The sequence below is a fragment of the Anthropogastromicrobium aceti genome, from assembly GCF_020687335.1.
GTDB classification, from domain to species: domain Bacteria; phylum Bacillota; class Clostridia; order Lachnospirales; family Lachnospiraceae; genus Anthropogastromicrobium; species Anthropogastromicrobium aceti.
The window spans coordinates 100,853-119,871 of sequence record NZ_JAJEQN010000003.1; the positions used below are offsets into that span (position 1 = coordinate 100,853).

Sequence of the window (19,019 nt, forward strand, 5' to 3'; positions counted from 1 at the left end):
AGTTTTATTACAGTTCACTGGACACCAATTCGCAAAACCGCACGTTCCGTGCGTTGTTTCTAACGGCAAACTCAATTTCGTCTCTGTCTTGCTGCCTCAAACATCAAAACAGTGGCTGCCATTGCCGCATTTAATGATTCTACCTGTCCTGCCATTGGAATCAGAATCTTACAGTCTGCAAGCGCTGCTACCTCATCTGACAGACCGTTCGCCTCGTTTCCAATCATAAATGCGCAAGGCTTTTTATAGTCTGCTCCTTCGTAGCTGATTGTTGCGCCTAGGTGAGCGGCATATGTACTTACACCTGCCTTTTTTAAGCGCTCTATATCGCCTGCAAAATCTTCTGATACGACAAACGGCACGCGGTAAAGAGCACCCATAGTGCTTCGTATTGTCTTTGGATTGTAGATATCAACACAGTCACTGCTCATTAAAATACCAGTCACGCCTGCTGCCTCAGCTGCACGCATGATTGTTCCTAAATTTCCCGGATCCTGTAAATGATCTAAGATAAGCAAAAAGGATGCTCTTTCTTTTCCCAACAGCTCTTCAAATGAATATGGCTGCTGCTTTACTACTGCAAGAATACCCTGCGGTGTCTTTGTATCTGAAAGCGTCTCAAAAATCGAATCACTTACTACGTCAAATTTTTTTCCCTTTAGAAGCGCAGCACCTTCCTTACTCTTGCAAAAAGACTCTGATGCCACAATCATTTTTACACGATCTGCCGGTGCCTCTTCAAACATCTTTCTTCCCTCGATTACAAATGCCTGCTCACGCTTTCTCTCCCTGGATTTTCTCTGTAAATTCAAAATATATTTTTGCTGCTGATTCATAAATCGCCCTCTTTTCTTATTTTTTTAAGTTATTTTCCTATAAAAATAGCCCACAGTCAAGACCGTGGGCCACTTTCGTTCTTTTTCTTTTATACTGATACTTATGATACTTACGAATTGCTCCGTTACTGAAAACTTAGCAATTCTAAAAACATTCAGTTATCTAGACAGCATCTTGCTTACTTCGTACTCGTATGGAGAGATGGTTTTCTTCATTGCAAGTGCCTCGTTGATATCATAATCAACAAACTTACCATCGCGCAGTGCAACAACACGATTACTTGCACCCTCGCACAGAAGATCTACGGCACGAGCACCCATCATAGATGCATAATAACGATCCAGACAGGTCGGGCTTCCACCACGCTGCATATGTCCAAGAATGGTTGCTCTGGTCTCAATGCCTGTAGCAGCCTCGATTCTCTTTGCCATGCTTGCGGAATGACCAACACCCTCTGCGTTAATAATCAGATGATGCTTCTTACCCTTCTTACGATTCTCAATGATCTGATTGATCAGTGCCTGCTCATCGCCATCATAATACTCTGGAAGAAGAATATTCTCTGCACCATTTGCAACACCACACCATAAAGCGATGTAACCTGCGCTTCTTCCCATAACCTCAATGATACTGCAGCGCTCATGAGATGTAGAAGTATCTCTTACCTTATCAATTGCTTCCATTGCGGTATTGATTGCAGTATCAAAGCCGATGGTATAATCTGTACAAGCAATATCCTGATCAATAGTTCCCGGCAGACCAATTGTATTGATTCCCAGATTTGCCAGCTTACATGCTCCATTAAATGAACCGTCACCGCCAATTACAACGATACCATCAATTCCGTGCTTTCTGCAGATCTCTGCACCAAGCTTCTGACCCTCCTCTGTACGGAACTCTGCACATCTTGCTGTGTAAAGGATAGTACCACCTCTCTGGATAATATCAGATACGCTGCGAGAATCCATATCAACGATCTCCTCTTTCAGCAGTCCGGCGTAACCTCTCATAATACCCTTTACGTTCAGCCCCTTCGCAATACCGGTACGAACAACGGCGCGGATTGCGGCGTTCATGCCTGGAGCATCTCCTCCACTTGTTAATACACCAATTGTCTTTACTTTATTTGCCATGACGTTTCCTCCTTGCTGTCTTGACATGTTTCTTATCTTTTTGCTTTGCATTTTGTGTTTTTCTTGCTGTCTGGTAAAGTGTGTTAAAAATTTACCAATACTTATTCTAATTGATTTTGCAAAGTTTTTCAATACAATTTAGAGCTTTTCCTTGATTTTTTTCAATGTTTTTATATTTTCTTTTCCAAATACTTGGTCAAGCTGGTCAATAAGCTGTGGACAAATGCCGACACATCGGCTTGGCGGCAGCTTTTGGTACTGTCTTGTGTTGGAAAGATAAACCACTACTGTGTCTTTTCCATCCCACGGTGCCAACATAGACAGAAGCTTCTTTTCATTCATTTGGTAGCTTTCAAGATCTTGAAACTGAATCCACAGCTCACCCGGAATCTCAGAAAATGCCACTATCTTTTCACAGATCAGTTTTCCCTGCACCTCATCTCCAAGTGACACGCGACCCTTAACAAAAATTTTCTGATCTGGACTGAGAATTGCGCGATATTTTTCGTAATCTTTTGGAAAAACAATCACCTCAAGAGTTCCTCGTAAATCCTCAAGCGTCAGAAATGCCATCATTTGGTTTGTCTTTGTTGTCTTAACTGTTTTTGCTGCAATCATTCCTGCCACCGTAACAATGGCCTGATCTCGCACCCTTGCCATTCCAGTCTCCTCATCCTGAATAAAATCACTGCTGACTGCTGTGATATTTTTCTCGATGAGACTTCTGTCAGCCTCTAGCGGATGACCACTGATATAAATTCCAAGCACCTCTTTTTCCATTGCGAGAAGTGCACCTGGCTCATATTCTGGCACCTTGGGGAATGAAATCTTAAAGTCATCCTTCTGCGGTCCCTCTAAAAAATCCATCAGACTGTATTGTCCTGTCATAGAGTGTTTCTGTTCTCTGGCTAATTCATCCATAATAGAGGAATAAACTTCCATTTTTTGTCTTCTGTTGCCTTCAATACAGTCCATCGCACCTGACTTTATCAGATTTTCAACGGCTCGTTTATTTAACTCACCGCCATACATGCGCTCTAAGAAATTCTGAAGATCTGTGTATGCTCCATTTTCTTTTCTCTCACGCACCATCGCTAAAATAACATTTCTTCCAATGCTTTTTATGGCAGATAATGCATAACAGATTTTTCCATCGCGCACAGAAAAATCCCACTCACCGGCATTTATATCAGGCGGAACGATTGAAATTCCCATCTTACGGCAAACCTGAATATAATCAGAAACTTTTCCAGAATTTTCAATTACAGACGTCATAAGTGCAGCCATATATTCAACAGGATAATAATATTTTAAATAAGCCGTCTGATATGCTACAACCGCATATGCTGCAGCATGTGACTTATTAAACGCATATCTTGCAAAATCAATCATCTCATCATATATATGATTTGCCGTTTTCTCATCAATTCCGCGTGAAATACATCCCGGAACACCTTCTTCTTCATTGCCGTACACAAAATTCTGACGCTCTTTCTCCATAACAGCTGCTTTCTTTTTAGCCATTGCACGGCGCACAAGATCGCTTCGTCCAAGCGTATAGCCTGCAAGATCACGAACAATCTGCATAACCTGCTCCTGATACACTATACATCCATACGTAGGTTCAAGAATCGGCTTTAACTGTGGGCATTCGTATGTGATTTTTTCCGGATTATTTTTTCCCTCTAAATATCTCGGAATAAAATCCATAGGACCTGGGCGATATAGAGAAATTCCAGCGATAATATCCTCAAGACTGTCTGGCTTTAACTCCTTCATGAAGTTTTTCATTCCTGCACTCTCAAGCTGGAAAATACCTTCACAATGACCTGTTCCAATTGAGGCAAGTACCTGTGAATCATTCATATCAATGTTACTGATATCTAATGCAATGCCCTGACTTCGCTTCACATTATTTACTGCATTTTGTATAACTGTAAGCGTCCTAAGTCCCAGAAAATCCATTTTTAAAAGACCTAGCTCTTCTAAGGCTGTCATAGTGTACTGTGTGACAACTGCACCATCGCTTCCTCTTGAGAGCGGCACATATTCGTCTACGGCACGCTGGCTTATGACAACGCCTGCTGCATGCATTGATGTATGACGCGGAAGACCTTCAAGCCTCTTTGAGAGATCAATAAGTTTTTTAACCTGCGGATCGCTGTCATAATGAGACCGAAGCTCTGGGTTGACATTTAATGCACGGTCAATTGTCATATTTAATTCAGCCGGAATAAGCTTAGCAATCATATCGCAAAGCGAGTATGGCAAATCAAGTGCACGTCCAACATCGCGGATACAGTTTTTTGCAGCAAGCGTACCAAATGTAACAATCTGAACGACCTGATCTTTGCCATACTTTTCTACAACGTAGTCAATTACTTCCTGACGGCGCTCGAAGCAAAAGTCTACATCAATATCTGGCATAGATACACGCTCTGGATTTAAAAAACGCTCAAACAGAAGCTGATAGCGAAGCGGCTCAATATCTGTTATCTCCAGACTGTAGGCAACTACACTTCCGGCTGCTGAACCTCGTCCCGGACCAACCATTATATCTTTTGATTTTGCGAAATGAATAAAATCCCACACAATCAAAAAGTAGTCAACATAGCCCATCTTTTTTATAACACCAAGCTCATAGTCAAGACGTTTTTCTACCTGTGATGCCTCCTCACCATAACGGCGCACCAATCCTTCACGGCAAAGCTTCTCAAGATACTGTTCTGATGTGTAGCCATCCGGCACAGAAAACTTTGGAAGCTTCGTCTTTCCAAACTCAATCTCAACATTACATCTGTCTGCAATTTTTGCTGTATTGTCAATCGCCTGCTGTGCATAACGAAACAGATCACGCATTTCCTGCTCAGATTTTAAATAATATTGGCCTCCCGTGTAGCGCATGCGGTTCTCATCGTTTACCTTTTTTCCGGTCTGTATACATAAAAGTACATCATGAGGCTCTGCGTCTTCTGCATTTATATAATGAATATCATTTGTTGCTACAAGCTCAATCCCTGTCTCCTCACTCATACGAAGAAGTGCCTGATTAACAGTTGCCTGTGCACTGATTCCATGATCCTGCAGTTCTAAAAAGAAATTTCCCTTTCCAAAAATTTTCTCATAGGAAAGCGCTGCTTTTTTTGCGTCCTCATAAAGACCTCTTGTGACATTTCTTGCCACCTCACCTGCCAGACATGCACTTAGTGCAATTATGCCCTCATGATATTTTTCAAGAAGTTCTTTATCTACACGCGGCTTATAATAATAGCCTTCCGTAAAACCTCTTGAAACAATCTTCATCAGGTTATGATAGCCTGTATCATTTTCTGCTAACAGCACCAGATGATAATAACGATCATCTCCCTGTCCGCCTGCTTCTCTGTCAAATCTTGATTCCGGTGCCACATAAACCTCACAGCCTATAATGGGCTTTATACCTGCATTAACTGCTGCTTTATAAAAATCAATCACGCCGTACATGACGCCGTGATCTGTAATCGCCAGGGACTGCATCCCCAGCTCTTTTGCTCTGTCAATTAATTCCTTTATCTTACATGAACCGTCGAGCAGACTATACTCTGTATGCACATGAAGATGTGTAAATGCCATAGAAGCCTCCTTCTTTTGTGGTCAATTCTCATCACAATTCCTGCTCGCGAGATTCTCCTTTTAAATATCGCACGAACTATAATACATTTTATCATTTTTCCGTGCGAAAAGCAAACATTAGTTGCAAAGCGCTAATTGACAATAGACTTTTCCTTTCGTTTATGCTATACTCGTACAAAAGCGTTTACGCAAATTTTCAGCTGCAGCAGTGTTACAGCAAATAGAAAGGTACAGGTACTCAGATGGAGCAAAACAATATTTCTGAGCAGGAAAATGACCTGCAAATGAATGAAAAAAAAGGCAGTAAGAAAACGGATGAAAAAGAATCAACAGCCAAAACTATTCTTGAATATGTGATCAGCATAGGCATTGCCATTGTTGCCGCACTTTTGATTAACAATTTTATTCTGTTAAATGCAAAGGTACCATCTGGCTCAATGGAAAACACAATCATGACTGGTGATCGATTGTTCGGTTTTCGTCTTTCTTATCTTATGGAGGATCCAAAGCGTGGTGATATAGTAATCTTTAAGTATCCTGACAACGAATCTATAAACTACATCAAGCGAATTATTGGACTTCCAGGTGAGACAGTCACAATAAAAGACAGCAAGGTATATATAAATAACTCCGCTACTCCATTAAAAGAAGATTATTTGAAGGAGGAATGGGTTATCGCAAACGATGGAATGCAGTTTCAGGTTCCTGAGGGCTGCTATTTTATGATGGGTGATAACAGAAATAACTCAAAAGACTCGCGATACTGGAATAATACTTATGTTGCACGTGACAAAATTCTGGCAAAAGCAATCTTTCGCTATTGGGGCGGCTTTAAACTCCTGACAAATACTGCTGATTATGAATAAGAAAACCGTGTGGGCAGCGATGCTCACACGGTTTTCTTTTTATTTTATAAGAATCATCCTTTATTTACGCTCTTGCATTAATAACTGATCTTCCTGTCAGATATGCCTCGATCTTATCTACAGCGTCTTCCTCATCAGAACCATCTGCATGTACAGTAACAGACTCACCTGCACGAAGTCCTAATGTCATCAGTCCCATGATACTCTTTGCATTTACCTTCTTGTTTCCGCTCTCTACGTAAATGCTGCTGCTATACTGGTTTGCTACCTGAACGAGCACTGCCACCGGGCGTACCTCTAGTCCTGCTGGAATCTCCACTGTAATTGTCTTTGTTATCATAATCTTCCTCCTTTTTCTCTCATCTGATCCGCTAATGCCTTAAGTTTCTTAAAACGATGGTTAACACCAGATTTACTTACTGGCGGATCCATCATTTTTCCCAGTTCTGTCAGAGAGGCGTCTGGTTTTTCAAGACGCAGACGTGCGGCCTGTCTTAAATTTTCAGGTAAACTTTCCAGGCCGTAATATTCACTGATATATTCAATATCTCTAACTTGTTCCAATGAGGCATTTGCCGTTTTATTCAGATTGGCAGCCTCACAATTTACTTTGCGGTTCACACTGTTGCGGACATCCTTTAGAATGCGAATGTTTTCAAAATTCATTCTGGCTTTTGGTGCTTCCATCAAACTTAACAGATCTCCGATTTGCTCTCCTTCTTTTGCATAAACTACATGATACTTCTTTCGTACCACTGTCTTTGCCTCAATCCCACAATTGCGTATGATCTGTTGCAGTTGTTGCGCTCGCTTTTCTGAAACGGTAACGATTTCAAAATGATACCCTTTCTGCGGCGCACTGATCGAGCCGGATGCCAGAAAACAACCCCGGACAAAGGCTCTGCGGCAGCAATTTCGAAGCAAAAGTCTGCTGTCTGCAACGCAATTCTCCAGGGGTTCCTCTTCAGAAAGCTCTATCGCATGCAAAACTGTTTTAGTGTCTTGTTCATTCAGCTCTAAAGCATATCCGTTTCCCTTGTGTACACGCATTAACTCTATATTAAATGTTTTTTGTACAAAAGTAAAGTACTTTCTTAAAACTGTTTCATTTTCTGACTCAAAAAGTAACGTTTTATTAATGCAACTATTTTCGTCATCATCATCCATTTTCTTATTAACCAGTCGTCCACAACAAAGAACTAGCGCTGCTAACTCCGCTAACTGACAATGGCGTGATGCTCCCTCTACATTAGAAAGCTCCTCCTTTACCTGCATGGAAAAGGAGGCTCCTTCTTTTTCTTTCTTATTTTCTTCTTCCATCTTTCTCAATATCCTTGTGGTCAAGTCTCAGCCCATAGCCCTCTTTGCCCTTTAATTTTTCATAAAGTGCATTGGCAATCGTCACAGAGCGGTGCTTGCCGCCTGTACAGCCGATTGCTATAACTAGCTGGGATTTTCCCTCATCAATATAATGGGGAATCAGAAATGTCACCATATCGGTGAGCTTTTCTAAAAATACTTTTGCCGTGTCTGAACTCATAACATAGTCGCGAACAGGTGCATCATTTCCTGTCAGCGGTCTCATGTTTTCAAAATAGTACGGATTTGGCAAAAATCTCACATCAAAGACAAGATCAGCATCTGTAGGTATTCCATACTTAAAGCCGAATGAAAGTACTGTCACAAAAAGGTTTTTATAATCAAAGCCTTTTAAAAGTATATCTTCTAGCTGTGCCTTAAGTTCTCTTGTCAAAAGCTGTGAAGTGTTTATGACATAATCAGACTTAGAAAGCAATTCTGCCATTAACTTTCGCTCTTTTGCAATTCCAACTTCTACTCGCTGTCCCTGTGACAGTGGGTGACTGCGGCGTGTTTCCTTATAGCGCTTAATCAGACATTCATCTGATGCCTCAAGAAACAAAACCTTGCAGTCAATTTCTTCCTGCTTTAGCTGTGTAATGACCTCGCTCATAAGTCCAATAAATTCAGGATTACGAATATCAATACCCAGCGCAACATCCTTTGCCTCAGTGCCGCCAGCCTGAATCAGCTCAACAAACTTTTCAATCAGACGAATTGGCAAATTGTCAACGCAGTAAAAGCCCATATCCTCAAGCATCTTAAGCGCAGTTGTTTTTCCTGCACCGCTCATTCCTGTTACAATTACAATTCTCATTTTTTAACCCTTTGTTTTTTGCTGGTCAAATGAACCTAGCTTTTGAATTTCCATTTCCAATGTTACACCAAACTCATTTTGAATTCTGTTTTGTATCTCATTGCAAAGATTCCAAATATCAGCTGCTGTTGCAGAACCAGTATTGATTACGAAGCCAGCATGCTTTTTTGAAACCTGTGCTCCACCGACTGAAAATCCCTTAAGTCCTGCATCCTCGATCAGCTTTCCGGCAAAATAACCTGCTGGACGCTTAAAGGTGCTTCCTGCACTTGGGTATTCAAGCGGCTGCTTCTCTCTTCGCCTACTGTTAAAATCATCCATAGTTTCTTTAATTACAACTGGATTTCCCTGTGTTAACTGCATCTTAACAGAAAGAATAATCTCACCAGTCTGCATAAAGCTGCTAAGACGATGACCAAGTGCCATCTGCTCTACCGGCACATGTAAAATCATGCCGTCATTTGTCATTACAGCTGCTTCTGTTACGACCTGTTTTAGCTCGCCGCCATACGCGCCTGCATTCATAAACAGACCGCCACCCATTGTTCCCGGAATGCCAGCAGCAAATTCAAGACCTGTAAGTCCTGCAGATAGTGCCGCCTGTGACACAGCCGGAAGTGATGCGCCTGCCTCTGCTGTGATTGTTTTATTTTCGCGATCTACTTCAATTTTATTGAAATGTTTTCGTAAGTTCACGATCACGCCTTCAAAACCATTATCGCTTACAAGCAGATTGCTGCCGCGTCCAAGAATAAAGCATGGAACCTGCAATTCACTGCAAATTTTTAAAATTACGCGAAGCTGCTGCTCATCCTGCGGAGCTGCCATCCATTTTGCCGGTCCTCCAACTCGAAAAGTCGTGTAGTCCTTCATCGGCTCATCAAAAAGAAGATCCTCTGGTTCTAAAATAGCCTGAAGCCTCTTTGTAACATTATCCTGTAATTGTCTTTCCATTTCCATAAATTCCATCAATCGTCATCTCTCCTGGCAAGATTTTGCTGTACACGATTATACAGCTCTCTAGCTGCATTATAGCCCATCTTCTTCTGACGGTAGTTGACAGCCGCTGACTCTACAATAATCGCAAGGTTTCTGCCCGGACGAATCGGAATGTTGTGGCAGACGATCTTGTTTCCAAGAAACTCTGTATAATGATCCTCCAGACCAAGACGATCATATTCCTTATCCTTATCCCAATCCTCCAAGTTAATAACCATATCGATTGCCTGCGTGTTTTTAACTGCCTCGACACCAAACAATGTCTTAACATCGATAATTCCTATGCCTCGAAGCTCGATAAAATGTCTTGTGATATCTGGTGCACTTCCAACTAATGTCTCATCACTTACCTTACGTATCTCTACAACATCATCAGATACAAGACGATGGCCTCGCTTTATAAGCTCCAGCGCTGCCTCGCTCTTTCCAATGCCGCTCTCTCCAGTAATAAGCACACCTTCACCATAAACATCGACTAACACACCATGAATTGATATTGTCGGTGCCAGCTCAACATTTAACCAACGAATTATCTCTGCCATCAAAGGGGAAGTCTTTTTCTCAGAAAGCATAACAGGAACCTTGTATTTGCTTGCAATCTTTAAGAATGTCTCACCTGGCTTATTATTTGTGGAAAAGATGATGCATGGAATCTCGCTTGAAAGCAGCTTTTCATAATTTTCCATACGCTGCTCTTCTGTCATGCGCTGCATATAGGTATACTCAACAACACCAATCAGCTGAACGCGCTCACGATCAAAATGCTCGTAATAGCCCGCTAGCTGCAATGCCGGACGATTAACATCCGGATGATACAGTTTGATCTTATCTGTATTAATCTCTTTTGTCAAAAGTTCCAAATTCATTTTTTTAATTAATGCTGAAATCGTAACTCCGCTCATAAATTTATCTCCTTTTTTTCTTCATTGTATCAATTTGTGTCCGTTTTGTAAACCACTGAATGGAAAAACTCATAGACCGACTCGGCGGCGCGCTCGTTCATCCCTTCGACATCTGCTAATTGTGCGACTGTGGCCTCGCGGATTTCATTAATATCTCCAAACTGACGCATTAATGCCAGTCTGCGCTTTGGTCCTATGCCTGGAATATCGTCTAAAATAGAATGAATTTCTTTTTTGCCGCGCAGACTTTTATGGTATTCAATGGCGAAGCGATGTGCCTCGTCCTGCACGCGTGTAATTAAATGAAATCCTTCTGAATGTGTGTCGATTGGAAGCTCTACGTTATTATAATACAAGCCTCTTGTATGATGATGATCATCCTTTACCATGCCGCATACTGGAATGGACATTTCCAATTTTTCCAAGACTTCAAGCGCCATATTGACCTGACCTCGTCCACCGTCCATCATGATGACGTCTGGCAGACGCAAGAAACTGTCGGATGTGCTTTCACTGCCTGTTTTTGCACGCTCGAAACGCCTTGTCAGCACCTCGTACATTGAGGCATAATCATTTGGCCCCTGCACGCTTTTTATCCTGAACTTTCTGTAATCGTTTCTTTTTGGCTTTCCACCTTCAAAAACAACCATAGATCCAACTGATTCCATACCGCTTGTATTAGAAATATCATATGCTTCTATGCGGTCAATATGCGTCAAGTTTAGCCAGCCTTCGATTTCCTTTAGCGCACCTGTTGTACGTTCCTCTTCGCGCTTTATGCGATCCTTATCCTGGCGCAGAACAATTTTTGCATTCTGCGCAGCAAGTTCAAGCATTTTTTCCTTGCGACCTCGCTTTGGCACTAGAATTTCAACCTTTTTGCCACGCTTTTTCGTTAGCCAGCTGCCAATCACTTCCATATCCTCTAACTCGCATGGAATATAAATTTCACCAGGAAGAAATGGTGTTCCTGCATAATATTGTTTTACAAAGCTGCTTAAAACATCTGCCTCAGTATCGCCACCGGCTACGCTGACATGATAGTGATCACGGCCAATCAGCTTGCCTTCACGGACAAAAAAGACCTGGACAACTGCATCAGCGCCTTCTATTGCGCTAGCAATCACATCACGATCATTTAATGAGCTGCTGTCTGTAATCTTTTGCTGCTGGGCAATTTTTGTAATGCTTTCTGCAAGATCTCTGTATTTTGCAGCCGTTTCAAACTCAAGTTCTGCCGCTGCAGCTTTCATTTTTTCCTCGAGTTCTTTTCTCAGCTGCACATAATTTCCATTAAGCAGCGAAATCACGCGGTCAATCTGTTTTCCATATTCCTCTTTTGTGACATACCCCTGGCATGGTCCCATACACTGACCGATATGATAATTCAAGCAAGGACGTTCCTTTCCCTGATCGCGCGGCAGCACACGATTACAGGTGCGAATGCCAAAGAGCTTATGCACTAGTTCTAGTGTGTCCTTAACAGCCAGCCCGCTCGGATATGGTCCAAAATAACGACTCTTATCGCGCACCTGCTTATGCGCAAGCATGACTCTTGGAAAATCCTCATCGACTGTAATTCTAATATACGGGTATGCCTTGTCATCCATAAGCATCGTATTATAGCGCGGACGATGTTTCTTTATCAGATTGCACTCTAAAATTAATGCCTCCATTTCAGAATCTGTTACAATATATTCGAAATATGAAACATGAGAAACCATCTGCTCGATTTTGGAAGACGGCTTTTTACTGCGCTGAAAATACTGGCGTACACGATTACAAAGCTTAATCGCCTTTCCGACATAAATAATCTCGTCCGAGGCATCATGCATAAGATAGACTCCTGGCTTTGCAGGCAACTTTTTTAATTCATTTTCAATATTAAATTCCCTGAAATTCTTCGCAGAATTGCGATTTAATATCTGCTCTTTTCGTGCTAAAAAATCATCTTGATCCATACGTACTCCTTAAAAAAACGCCCATTCATAAGCAAAGCAAATTCAACTTTTAAAAAAATTGTGCTTCTTTTATAAATGAGCGTCCATAATAGATTAAATCAATATGTTTTGTTCTTTATTCGTTTGTGTTATCTGATACATCCATACCAACCTGGCGCTCCATCTGCTCCAGACGATATTTATGGAAGATTTCCATGAACTCTTTTCCGGTAATTGTCTCTTCTTTAATTAAGAACTCTGCCAGATGATCCATGACCTCTCTATTCTCAGAAAGCAGCTGCTTTGCCTGCTCATAGCATTTCTTAAGCGTTTCCTTTACTACCTGATCAATTTGAGCGGCCGTTGCATCAGCACAATTTAACACTCTGCGTCCATCCAAGTACTGGTTTTCTACTGTCTCGAGTGCCATCAGACCAAACTCTTCTGACATGCCATACATTGTGATCATGTTTCTTACATAGGCAGTTGCCTGCTCAATATCATTTGATGCACCAGTTGTCACGCTGTTAAAGACAAGTTCCTCTGCGGCACGTCCTCCAAGCGCCATAACAACCATGTTTAAGATTTCTTCCTTGGAGTTTAGGAATTTTTCCTCTGCCGGTGTCTGCATTACATAGCCGAGCGCACCCATTGTTCTTGGTACAATTGTGATTTTCTGTACAGGTTCTGAATCCTTTTGAAGTGCACTGATAAGTGCATGGCCAACCTCATGATAGGAAACGATACGTCTTTCTTTCTGATTCATGACGCGGTCCTTCTTTTCCTTACCGACAAGAACAACCTCGACAGCCTCAAGAAGATCCTTCTGAGATACCACCTGACTTCCTCTTTTTACTGCAGTGATCGCTGCCTCGTTGATCATATTAGCAAGATCTGAACCTACAGCACCACTTGTTGCAAGCGCAATTGCCTCTAAATCAACAGAATCATCCATTCGCACATCCTTTGCATGAACCTTTAAGATTGCAATACGACCTTTAAGATCAGGCTTATCTACGATGACACGTCGGTCAAAACGACCCGGACGAAGAAGTGCCTTATCAAGAATTTCAGGACGATTAGTCGCTGCCATGACAAGTACACCCTTAGAAGCATCAAATCCATCCATCTCAGAGAGCAGCTGATTTAATGTCTGCTCACGCTCATCATTTCCACCGTAGCGTGTATCTCTTGTCTTACCGATAGCATCGATCTCATCAATAAAAATGATACACGGTGCATTCTGCTGTGCAGTCTTAAATAAATCACGCACTCTTGATGCACCAACACCGACAAACATCTCTACAAAATCAGAACCTGACAATGAGAAGAACGGAACCTTCGCCTCGCCTGCAACGGCTCTTGCAAGTAACGTCTTTCCTGTTCCTGGAGGACCTACAAGAAGTGCGCCCTTCGGCAGCTTGGCACCGATCTGCACATATTTCTGTGGATTGTGTAAGAAATCAACAATCTCTGTCAATGACTCCTTTGCTTCATCCTCACCAGCCACATCAGCAAATGTTACACCAGTTGCACGGCTCATATTAGTTGCTGTGTTCGCCTTTCCAATACCCATCATGCCGCCTGAACCGCCTCCGATACGGCGCATAAAAAATCCCATCAGAATCCAGATCAATGCAAACGGCAAAATGTACATTAAAATAAATTCAAGTATAGCTGAGCCTGAGCTATCCTCTGTACCCGTATATTCTACACCTGCCTCATTCAGCATAGGAAGTAAATTTGAATCTGGAAGATATGGCGTATAGTAGGTCATACGAAGATCATCTGTCAGCGTAAATGTTACTCTTGCGCTGGAAATCTTTACTGAATCTACCTTTCCTTCCTCTACTGCTTCCACAAATTCATCATACGTTACCTTTTTTGTCGTACTTTTCTTGACTAGAGAATCCAGTCCCGTTATCAGTGCAACAGTAACTGCTGCTACAATCGCCAAGATTACATACAACTGATAATTTCGTTTTTTGTTATTCCTGTTATCAGGTTTTCTTTCCCTGTCGTCCATTCGTTCCTCACCTTTCTTCATTTTCAGTACCTATCATGCGTGCCTTATAAAGCTGCTTTAGCAAAGTCTAAGAAACATACATGAGAAGTAAACTGTAACTATTATATAATTGAACATCCAATATTGCAATAAAATTTCTGTGAAATAATAGTGGCGCAGAAAAAAAAATGGTTGTATAATAACTCTGTTTTTGTGAATAGGGTTCTGAATAGTCACCCAATTTATCCATGCATTATTTACTATTGACACTTTTATTTTTTCTTCAAAGGAGGTAATTATGCCTGTTAAGTACGTATTTGTCACCGGAGGCGTCGTATCCGGACTTGGTAAAGGAATCACTGCCGCATCACTTGGCCGTCTGTTAAAGGCGCGCGGCTACACCGTTACCATGCAAAAATTCGACCCTTATATCAACATTGACCCAGGAACTATGAACCCGGTTCAGCACGGAGAGGTGTTTGTCACTGATGACGGCGCTGAGACTGATCTTGATCTTGGTCACTATGAGCGCTTTATCGATGAAAGCCTCACCCGCAATTCCAATGTTACCACTGGAAAGGTTTACTGGAGCGTACTGCAGCGCGAGCGCCGTGGCGATTACGGCGGCGGTACCGTGCAGGTAATCCCTCACATCACAAATGAAATTAAGGATCGTTTCTACCGCAATTTTACAACTGATAAGACAGAAATTGCCATTATCGAGGTTGGCGGTACTGTCGGTGATATCGAGAGTCAGCCATTTTTAGAGTCTATCCGTCAGTTCCAGCATGAGGTTGGCCGCAACAATTCTATGCTGATTCATGTTACCCTGATCCCGTATCTGTCTGCTTCTCAGGAACTGAAAACAAAGCCTACACAGGCAAGCGTTAAAGAACTTCAGGGAATGGGACTTCAGCCAGATGTTATCATGTGCCGCAGCGATTACCCAATGGGCGACCAGATGAAGGCTAAGATCGGTCTGTTCTGTAATGTTCCAGTCAGCCACGTATTAGAAAATTTGAACTGTGACGTATTATATGAGGTTCCGCTTATGCTTGAGGAAGAACATTTAGCAGACGTTGCCTGCGAATGCCTTGGTCTTGATAGTCCAAAACCTGATCTTGACGAGTGGAAAGCTATGGTGGATGCATGGAAGAATCCGACAAGCTCTGTAACCGTTGCTCTTGTCGGAAAGTATACCGCACTTCACGATGCATATATCAGTGTTGTTGAGGCACTTAAGCACGGCGGTGTTGCTCATCATGCAAGTGTAACTATCAAATGGGTTGATTCTGAGCAGGTAACAACTGAGAATGTAGCTGAACAATTAAAGGATGTATCCGGTGTTATCGTTCCTGGCGGCTTTGGTGATCGTGGTATTGAGGGCATGATTACCTCTATCCGCTATGCGCGTGAAAATAACATTCCATTCCTTGGCTTGTGCCTTGGCATGCAGATGGCAATCGTTGAGTTTGCCCGTCATGTTCTTGACATTCGCGATGCACACAGCATTGAGCTTGATCCGCAAACCGCTCATCCAGTTATCCATCTGATGCCAGATCAAAATGGTGTCACTGACATCGGTGGAACATTACGTCTTGGCTCTTATCCATGTATCTTAGGAAAGGACACAAAGGCTTATCAGCTTTACGGCACTGAGAAAATCGCAGAGCGTCATCGTCACCGTTATGAGGTCAACAACGATTACCGTGCTGCCCTCACTGCTCACGGCATGACTCTTTCTGGTATCTCACCAGACGGCCGTATTGTAGAGATGATCGAGCTTCCAAATCATCCTTGGTTTATTGGTACTCAGGCTCATCCAGAATTAAAGTCAAGACCAAATCGCCCACATCCACTGTTTAAGGGCTTCATCGGTGCTGCACTGGAGTATCAGAAAAATCAAAGCGAACAGAATTAATTTTTAAACTAAAAAGAGGCAATCCTTATCGGGACTGCCTTCTTTTTTATTCTTCCTCATCATTTGCCCAGAAAAGTGCACAGCGAATTGCTTTTTTCCAGCCCTTTAGCTTTTGCTTTCGCTTTGTCTCTCCTATTGACGGTATAAATGAACGCTGCAGCTGCCAATTTGCACGAATCTCCTCTTTATCCTTCCAATATCCTGTTGCAAGGCCTGCCAGGTAAGCTGCACCTAGTGCTGTTGTCTCGATACATCCTGGGCGATCTACCTGTGCATCAAGAATATCTGCCTGAAACTGCAAAAGGAAATTATTTGCACTTGCACCGCCATCTGCCTTTAATATCTCAATTGTATAACCGCTGTCCTGCTCCATTGCTTCAAGCACATCATGTACCTGATACGCAAGTGATTCAACGGCTGCGCGCACAAAATGAGCACGGCTTACACCTCTTGTCAGTCCTACAAACGTACCTCTTGCATATTGATTCCAATATGGTGCACCAAGTCCTGTGAATGCCGGCACCAGATAAGAACCTGCCGTATCCTCAACAGACTGACATAAGCTTTCTGTCTCAGAAGCGTTTCGAATCATCCAAAGCTCATCACGAAGCCATTGAATTGTCGCTCCTGCCACAAACACACTTCCCTCAAGCGCATACTGCACTTCACCCGGCGAACCTGCTGCGATTGTTGTGACAAGTCCATGATCAGAGCTTACCGGCTCTGAACCTGTATTCATCAAAAGAAAGCATCCTGTTCCATATGTATTTTTCACATCACCAGGCTCAAAACAGCACTGACCAAAAAGTGCTGCCTGCTGGTCTCCCGCAATTCCCGCAATCGGAATAGCACCACCTGTAACCTCTGGATCTGTTTTTCCGTAAATGCAGCTGCTCGGAAGAACCTTTGGAAGCATAGATTGCGGAATATTAAAGTATTCCAAAAGTTCCTTATCCCACTCCAGCGTATGAATGTTAAACAACATTGTTCTTGATGCGTTTGTGTAATCTGTTGCATGTACAGCGCCGCCTGTCAGTTTCCATACAAGCCAGCAATCAACCGTTCCAAAAAGAAGCTCGCCCTCCTGTGCACGCTTTCTGGCTCCTGGCACCTGATCTAAGATCCATTCAATTTTTGTTGCTGAAAAATAAGCATCTGGAACTAATCCTGTTTTTTCACGAACCTTTTGCGTCATACCATCTGCTCTTAGACGATCAATTCGCTCACTTGTACGGCGGCACTGCCATACAATTGCCGGATAAATTGGACGACCTGTCTTTTTATCCCAAATGATCGTAGTCTCTCGCTGATTCGTAATGCCGATTGCATGAATCTGCTCAGGAAGCGCTGCTATTTTATTCATTGCCTCTGATAATACACTCACCTGTGATGCCCAAATTTCCATCGGGTCATGCTCTACCCAGCCTGGCTTTGGATAATGCTGCTCAAATTCCTTTTGAGCAACACTGCAGATATTTCCCTTTCGGTCAAATAAAATGCAACGAGAGCTAGTTGTTCCCTGATCCAGCGCCATCATGTATTTTTCCATTGCCATTGTATATCCTCCTAGTTAAATCTTTCATAGATTTACCGTCTATTTTTGTGGTAATGCTATACTATTTTCATTAATTATTCTTTCAATTTCCGCAATACTTTTTTTCGTTGCCAATGAAATCTGTTCTAAAGTAAAATTATTTTTATACATATTTATTACAATCTTCATTTCAGTATCGTCTACAATTCCCTGACTCAGATTACACATAACATTCACATCCTTTCTTAAATCTTCCGTAAGTGGAATTCCATATTCTTTTTCAATGATTTCAAATTTTTCATTTGGTTTTAACTGATTAGACAGCAATGTGCTAATTAATCGATGTAACTCGTATTTTTTATCAACCGCTGGAAGTTCATTTGTTATTCCAATTAATATAATATTTATTAGATTAATATTTCCCTTCCAATTATACTCTCCCAGCATATCATCTTTTACAAGATGAATATGACTCATGGTATTACCTGACATATTCATGCAAATCCAAATACTAAAAACCCTTTTTATATCATCATAATTCGACTTAACAAAATCCCTTTCCTTTTGGGATGATATAAGACGACTGACATAAAAAACTGATCTATTTATTATTTTATACGCAATAGGTTCTGCTTTTTGAGCTTCTATGTTTACAATAATTTGCGAAATTCCATCCTTCATGCGTACATAAAAAATAATATCAAATCGAATCATCCCTTCATTTATCTCAACGTCTTCTGTATTCATTTCCTTTATTTTCTGACCTGATTGACTAGATTTCATCATATTTGTCATTCCAGGCTCTATCGGAACAGTTCCTATCTTTGGTTCTCCTTCTATATATGATACAACTTCTTCTGGCTTCATCTCCTTAAACTCATCAACAGTCCTGACTAATATATGTGCCAATATATTTTTCTGCGCCAACAAACGTTTTGCACTAGTATCATACTGTGCTTTTCCATCTGTTGCTATTATTACATTCTTTACTTCCGTATTCAAATCGTCTCCTTTCTATTTCTCTCTCATCACCAAAACCATATTCTTCTCATTTATATTTTCCTACAAATATTTTATATATTATCGTATAGCAT

14 protein-coding genes are annotated in these 19,019 nt (G+C 41.7%); 2 read left to right on the forward strand and 12 right to left on the reverse strand.

Features of this window, described 5'->3' with window-relative positions:
* Nucleotides 1-71: 71 nt before the first annotated feature.
* From LKD48_RS01890 to LKD48_RS01900, 3 genes are all read right to left on the reverse strand, one after another.
* Nucleotides 72-836: a TrmH family RNA methyltransferase gene (locus LKD48_RS01890; protein WP_308731004.1), complete on the reverse strand. Its 765-nt coding sequence runs from the start codon at nt 834-836 to the stop codon at nt 72-74.
* A 159-nt stretch (nt 837-995) separates the two neighbouring features.
* A complete protein-coding gene (gene pfkA, locus LKD48_RS01895) occupies nt 996-1,970 on the reverse strand; it encodes a 6-phosphofructokinase (protein WP_308731005.1) in 975 nt (324 codons plus the stop codon).
* Between the two features lie 138 nt (nt 1,971-2,108).
* On the reverse strand, nt 2,109-5,582 hold the full coding sequence (locus LKD48_RS01900) for a DNA polymerase III subunit alpha (RefSeq protein ID WP_262536755.1): 3,474 nt from the start codon (nt 5,580-5,582) through the stop codon (nt 2,109-2,111).
* 242 nt (nt 5,583-5,824) lie between these two features.
* Between LKD48_RS01900 and lepB the strand changes: the two genes are divergently transcribed.
* Entirely contained in the window at nt 5,825-6,448 is a 624-nt protein-coding gene (gene lepB, locus LKD48_RS01905; protein WP_118613016.1) for a signal peptidase I, read from the forward strand.
* Between the two features lie 64 nt (nt 6,449-6,512).
* On the opposite strand, the gene LKD48_RS01910 is transcribed toward lepB, so the two are convergent.
* From LKD48_RS01910 to ftsH, 7 genes are all read right to left on the reverse strand, one after another.
* Nucleotides 6,513-6,788 (reverse strand): HPr family phosphocarrier protein, encoded by a 276-nt coding sequence (locus LKD48_RS01910; RefSeq protein ID WP_118613017.1) that lies wholly within the window; start codon nt 6,786-6,788, stop codon nt 6,513-6,515.
* A complete protein-coding gene (gene whiA, locus LKD48_RS01915) occupies nt 6,785-7,768 on the reverse strand; it encodes a DNA-binding protein WhiA (RefSeq protein ID WP_308731006.1) in 984 nt (327 codons plus the stop codon). Before whiA ends, LKD48_RS01910 begins: the two co-directional genes overlap by 4 nt.
* Nucleotides 7,752-8,624: an RNase adapter RapZ gene (rapZ, locus tag LKD48_RS01920; RefSeq protein WP_308731007.1), complete on the reverse strand. Its 873-nt coding sequence runs from the start codon at nt 8,622-8,624 to the stop codon at nt 7,752-7,754. The genes whiA and rapZ overlap by 17 nt, the downstream gene beginning before the upstream one ends.
* Nucleotides 8,625-8,627: 3 nt before the next feature.
* A complete protein-coding gene (gene murB / locus LKD48_RS01925; RefSeq protein ID WP_308731008.1) occupies nt 8,628-9,593 on the reverse strand; it encodes a UDP-N-acetylmuramate dehydrogenase in 966 nt (321 codons plus the stop codon).
* Nucleotides 9,593-10,525 carry an HPr(Ser) kinase/phosphatase gene (gene hprK, locus LKD48_RS01930; RefSeq protein WP_118613020.1) on the reverse strand — a complete coding sequence of 311 codons (933 nt, stop codon included), beginning with the start codon at nt 10,523-10,525 and terminating at the stop codon, nt 9,593-9,595. The genes murB and hprK overlap by 1 nt, the downstream gene beginning before the upstream one ends.
* A gap of 29 nt (nt 10,526-10,554) precedes the next feature.
* On the reverse strand, nt 10,555-12,486 hold the full coding sequence (gene uvrC, locus LKD48_RS01935; RefSeq protein ID WP_308731009.1) for an excinuclease ABC subunit UvrC: 1,932 nt from the start codon (nt 12,484-12,486) through the stop codon (nt 10,555-10,557).
* Between the two features lie 115 nt (nt 12,487-12,601).
* The gene (gene ftsH / locus LKD48_RS01940; protein ID WP_308731010.1) at nt 12,602-14,491 is read right to left on the reverse strand and encodes an ATP-dependent zinc metalloprotease FtsH; all 1,890 of its coding nucleotides are present in this window, start codon (nt 14,489-14,491) and stop codon (nt 12,602-12,604) included.
* 277 nt (nt 14,492-14,768) lie between these two features.
* On the opposite strand from ftsH, the gene LKD48_RS01945 reads away from it, so the two are divergent.
* The gene (locus LKD48_RS01945; RefSeq protein WP_308731011.1) at nt 14,769-16,391 is read left to right on the forward strand and encodes a CTP synthase; all 1,623 of its coding nucleotides are present in this window, start codon (nt 14,769-14,771) and stop codon (nt 16,389-16,391) included.
* A 46-nt stretch (nt 16,392-16,437) separates the two neighbouring features.
* Here the strand turns inward: LKD48_RS01945 and glpK are convergent, their stop codons facing one another.
* Together glpK and LKD48_RS01955 are read right to left on the reverse strand one after the other, a co-directional pair.
* The gene (glpK, locus tag LKD48_RS01950) at nt 16,438-17,940 is read right to left on the reverse strand and encodes a glycerol kinase GlpK (RefSeq protein ID WP_308731034.1); all 1,503 of its coding nucleotides are present in this window, start codon (nt 17,938-17,940) and stop codon (nt 16,438-16,440) included.
* Between the two features lie 45 nt (nt 17,941-17,985).
* The gene (locus LKD48_RS01955) at nt 17,986-18,927 is read right to left on the reverse strand and encodes an Rpn family recombination-promoting nuclease/putative transposase (protein WP_227100343.1); all 942 of its coding nucleotides are present in this window, start codon (nt 18,925-18,927) and stop codon (nt 17,986-17,988) included.
* Between the last annotated feature and the right edge of the window lie 92 nt (nt 18,928-19,019).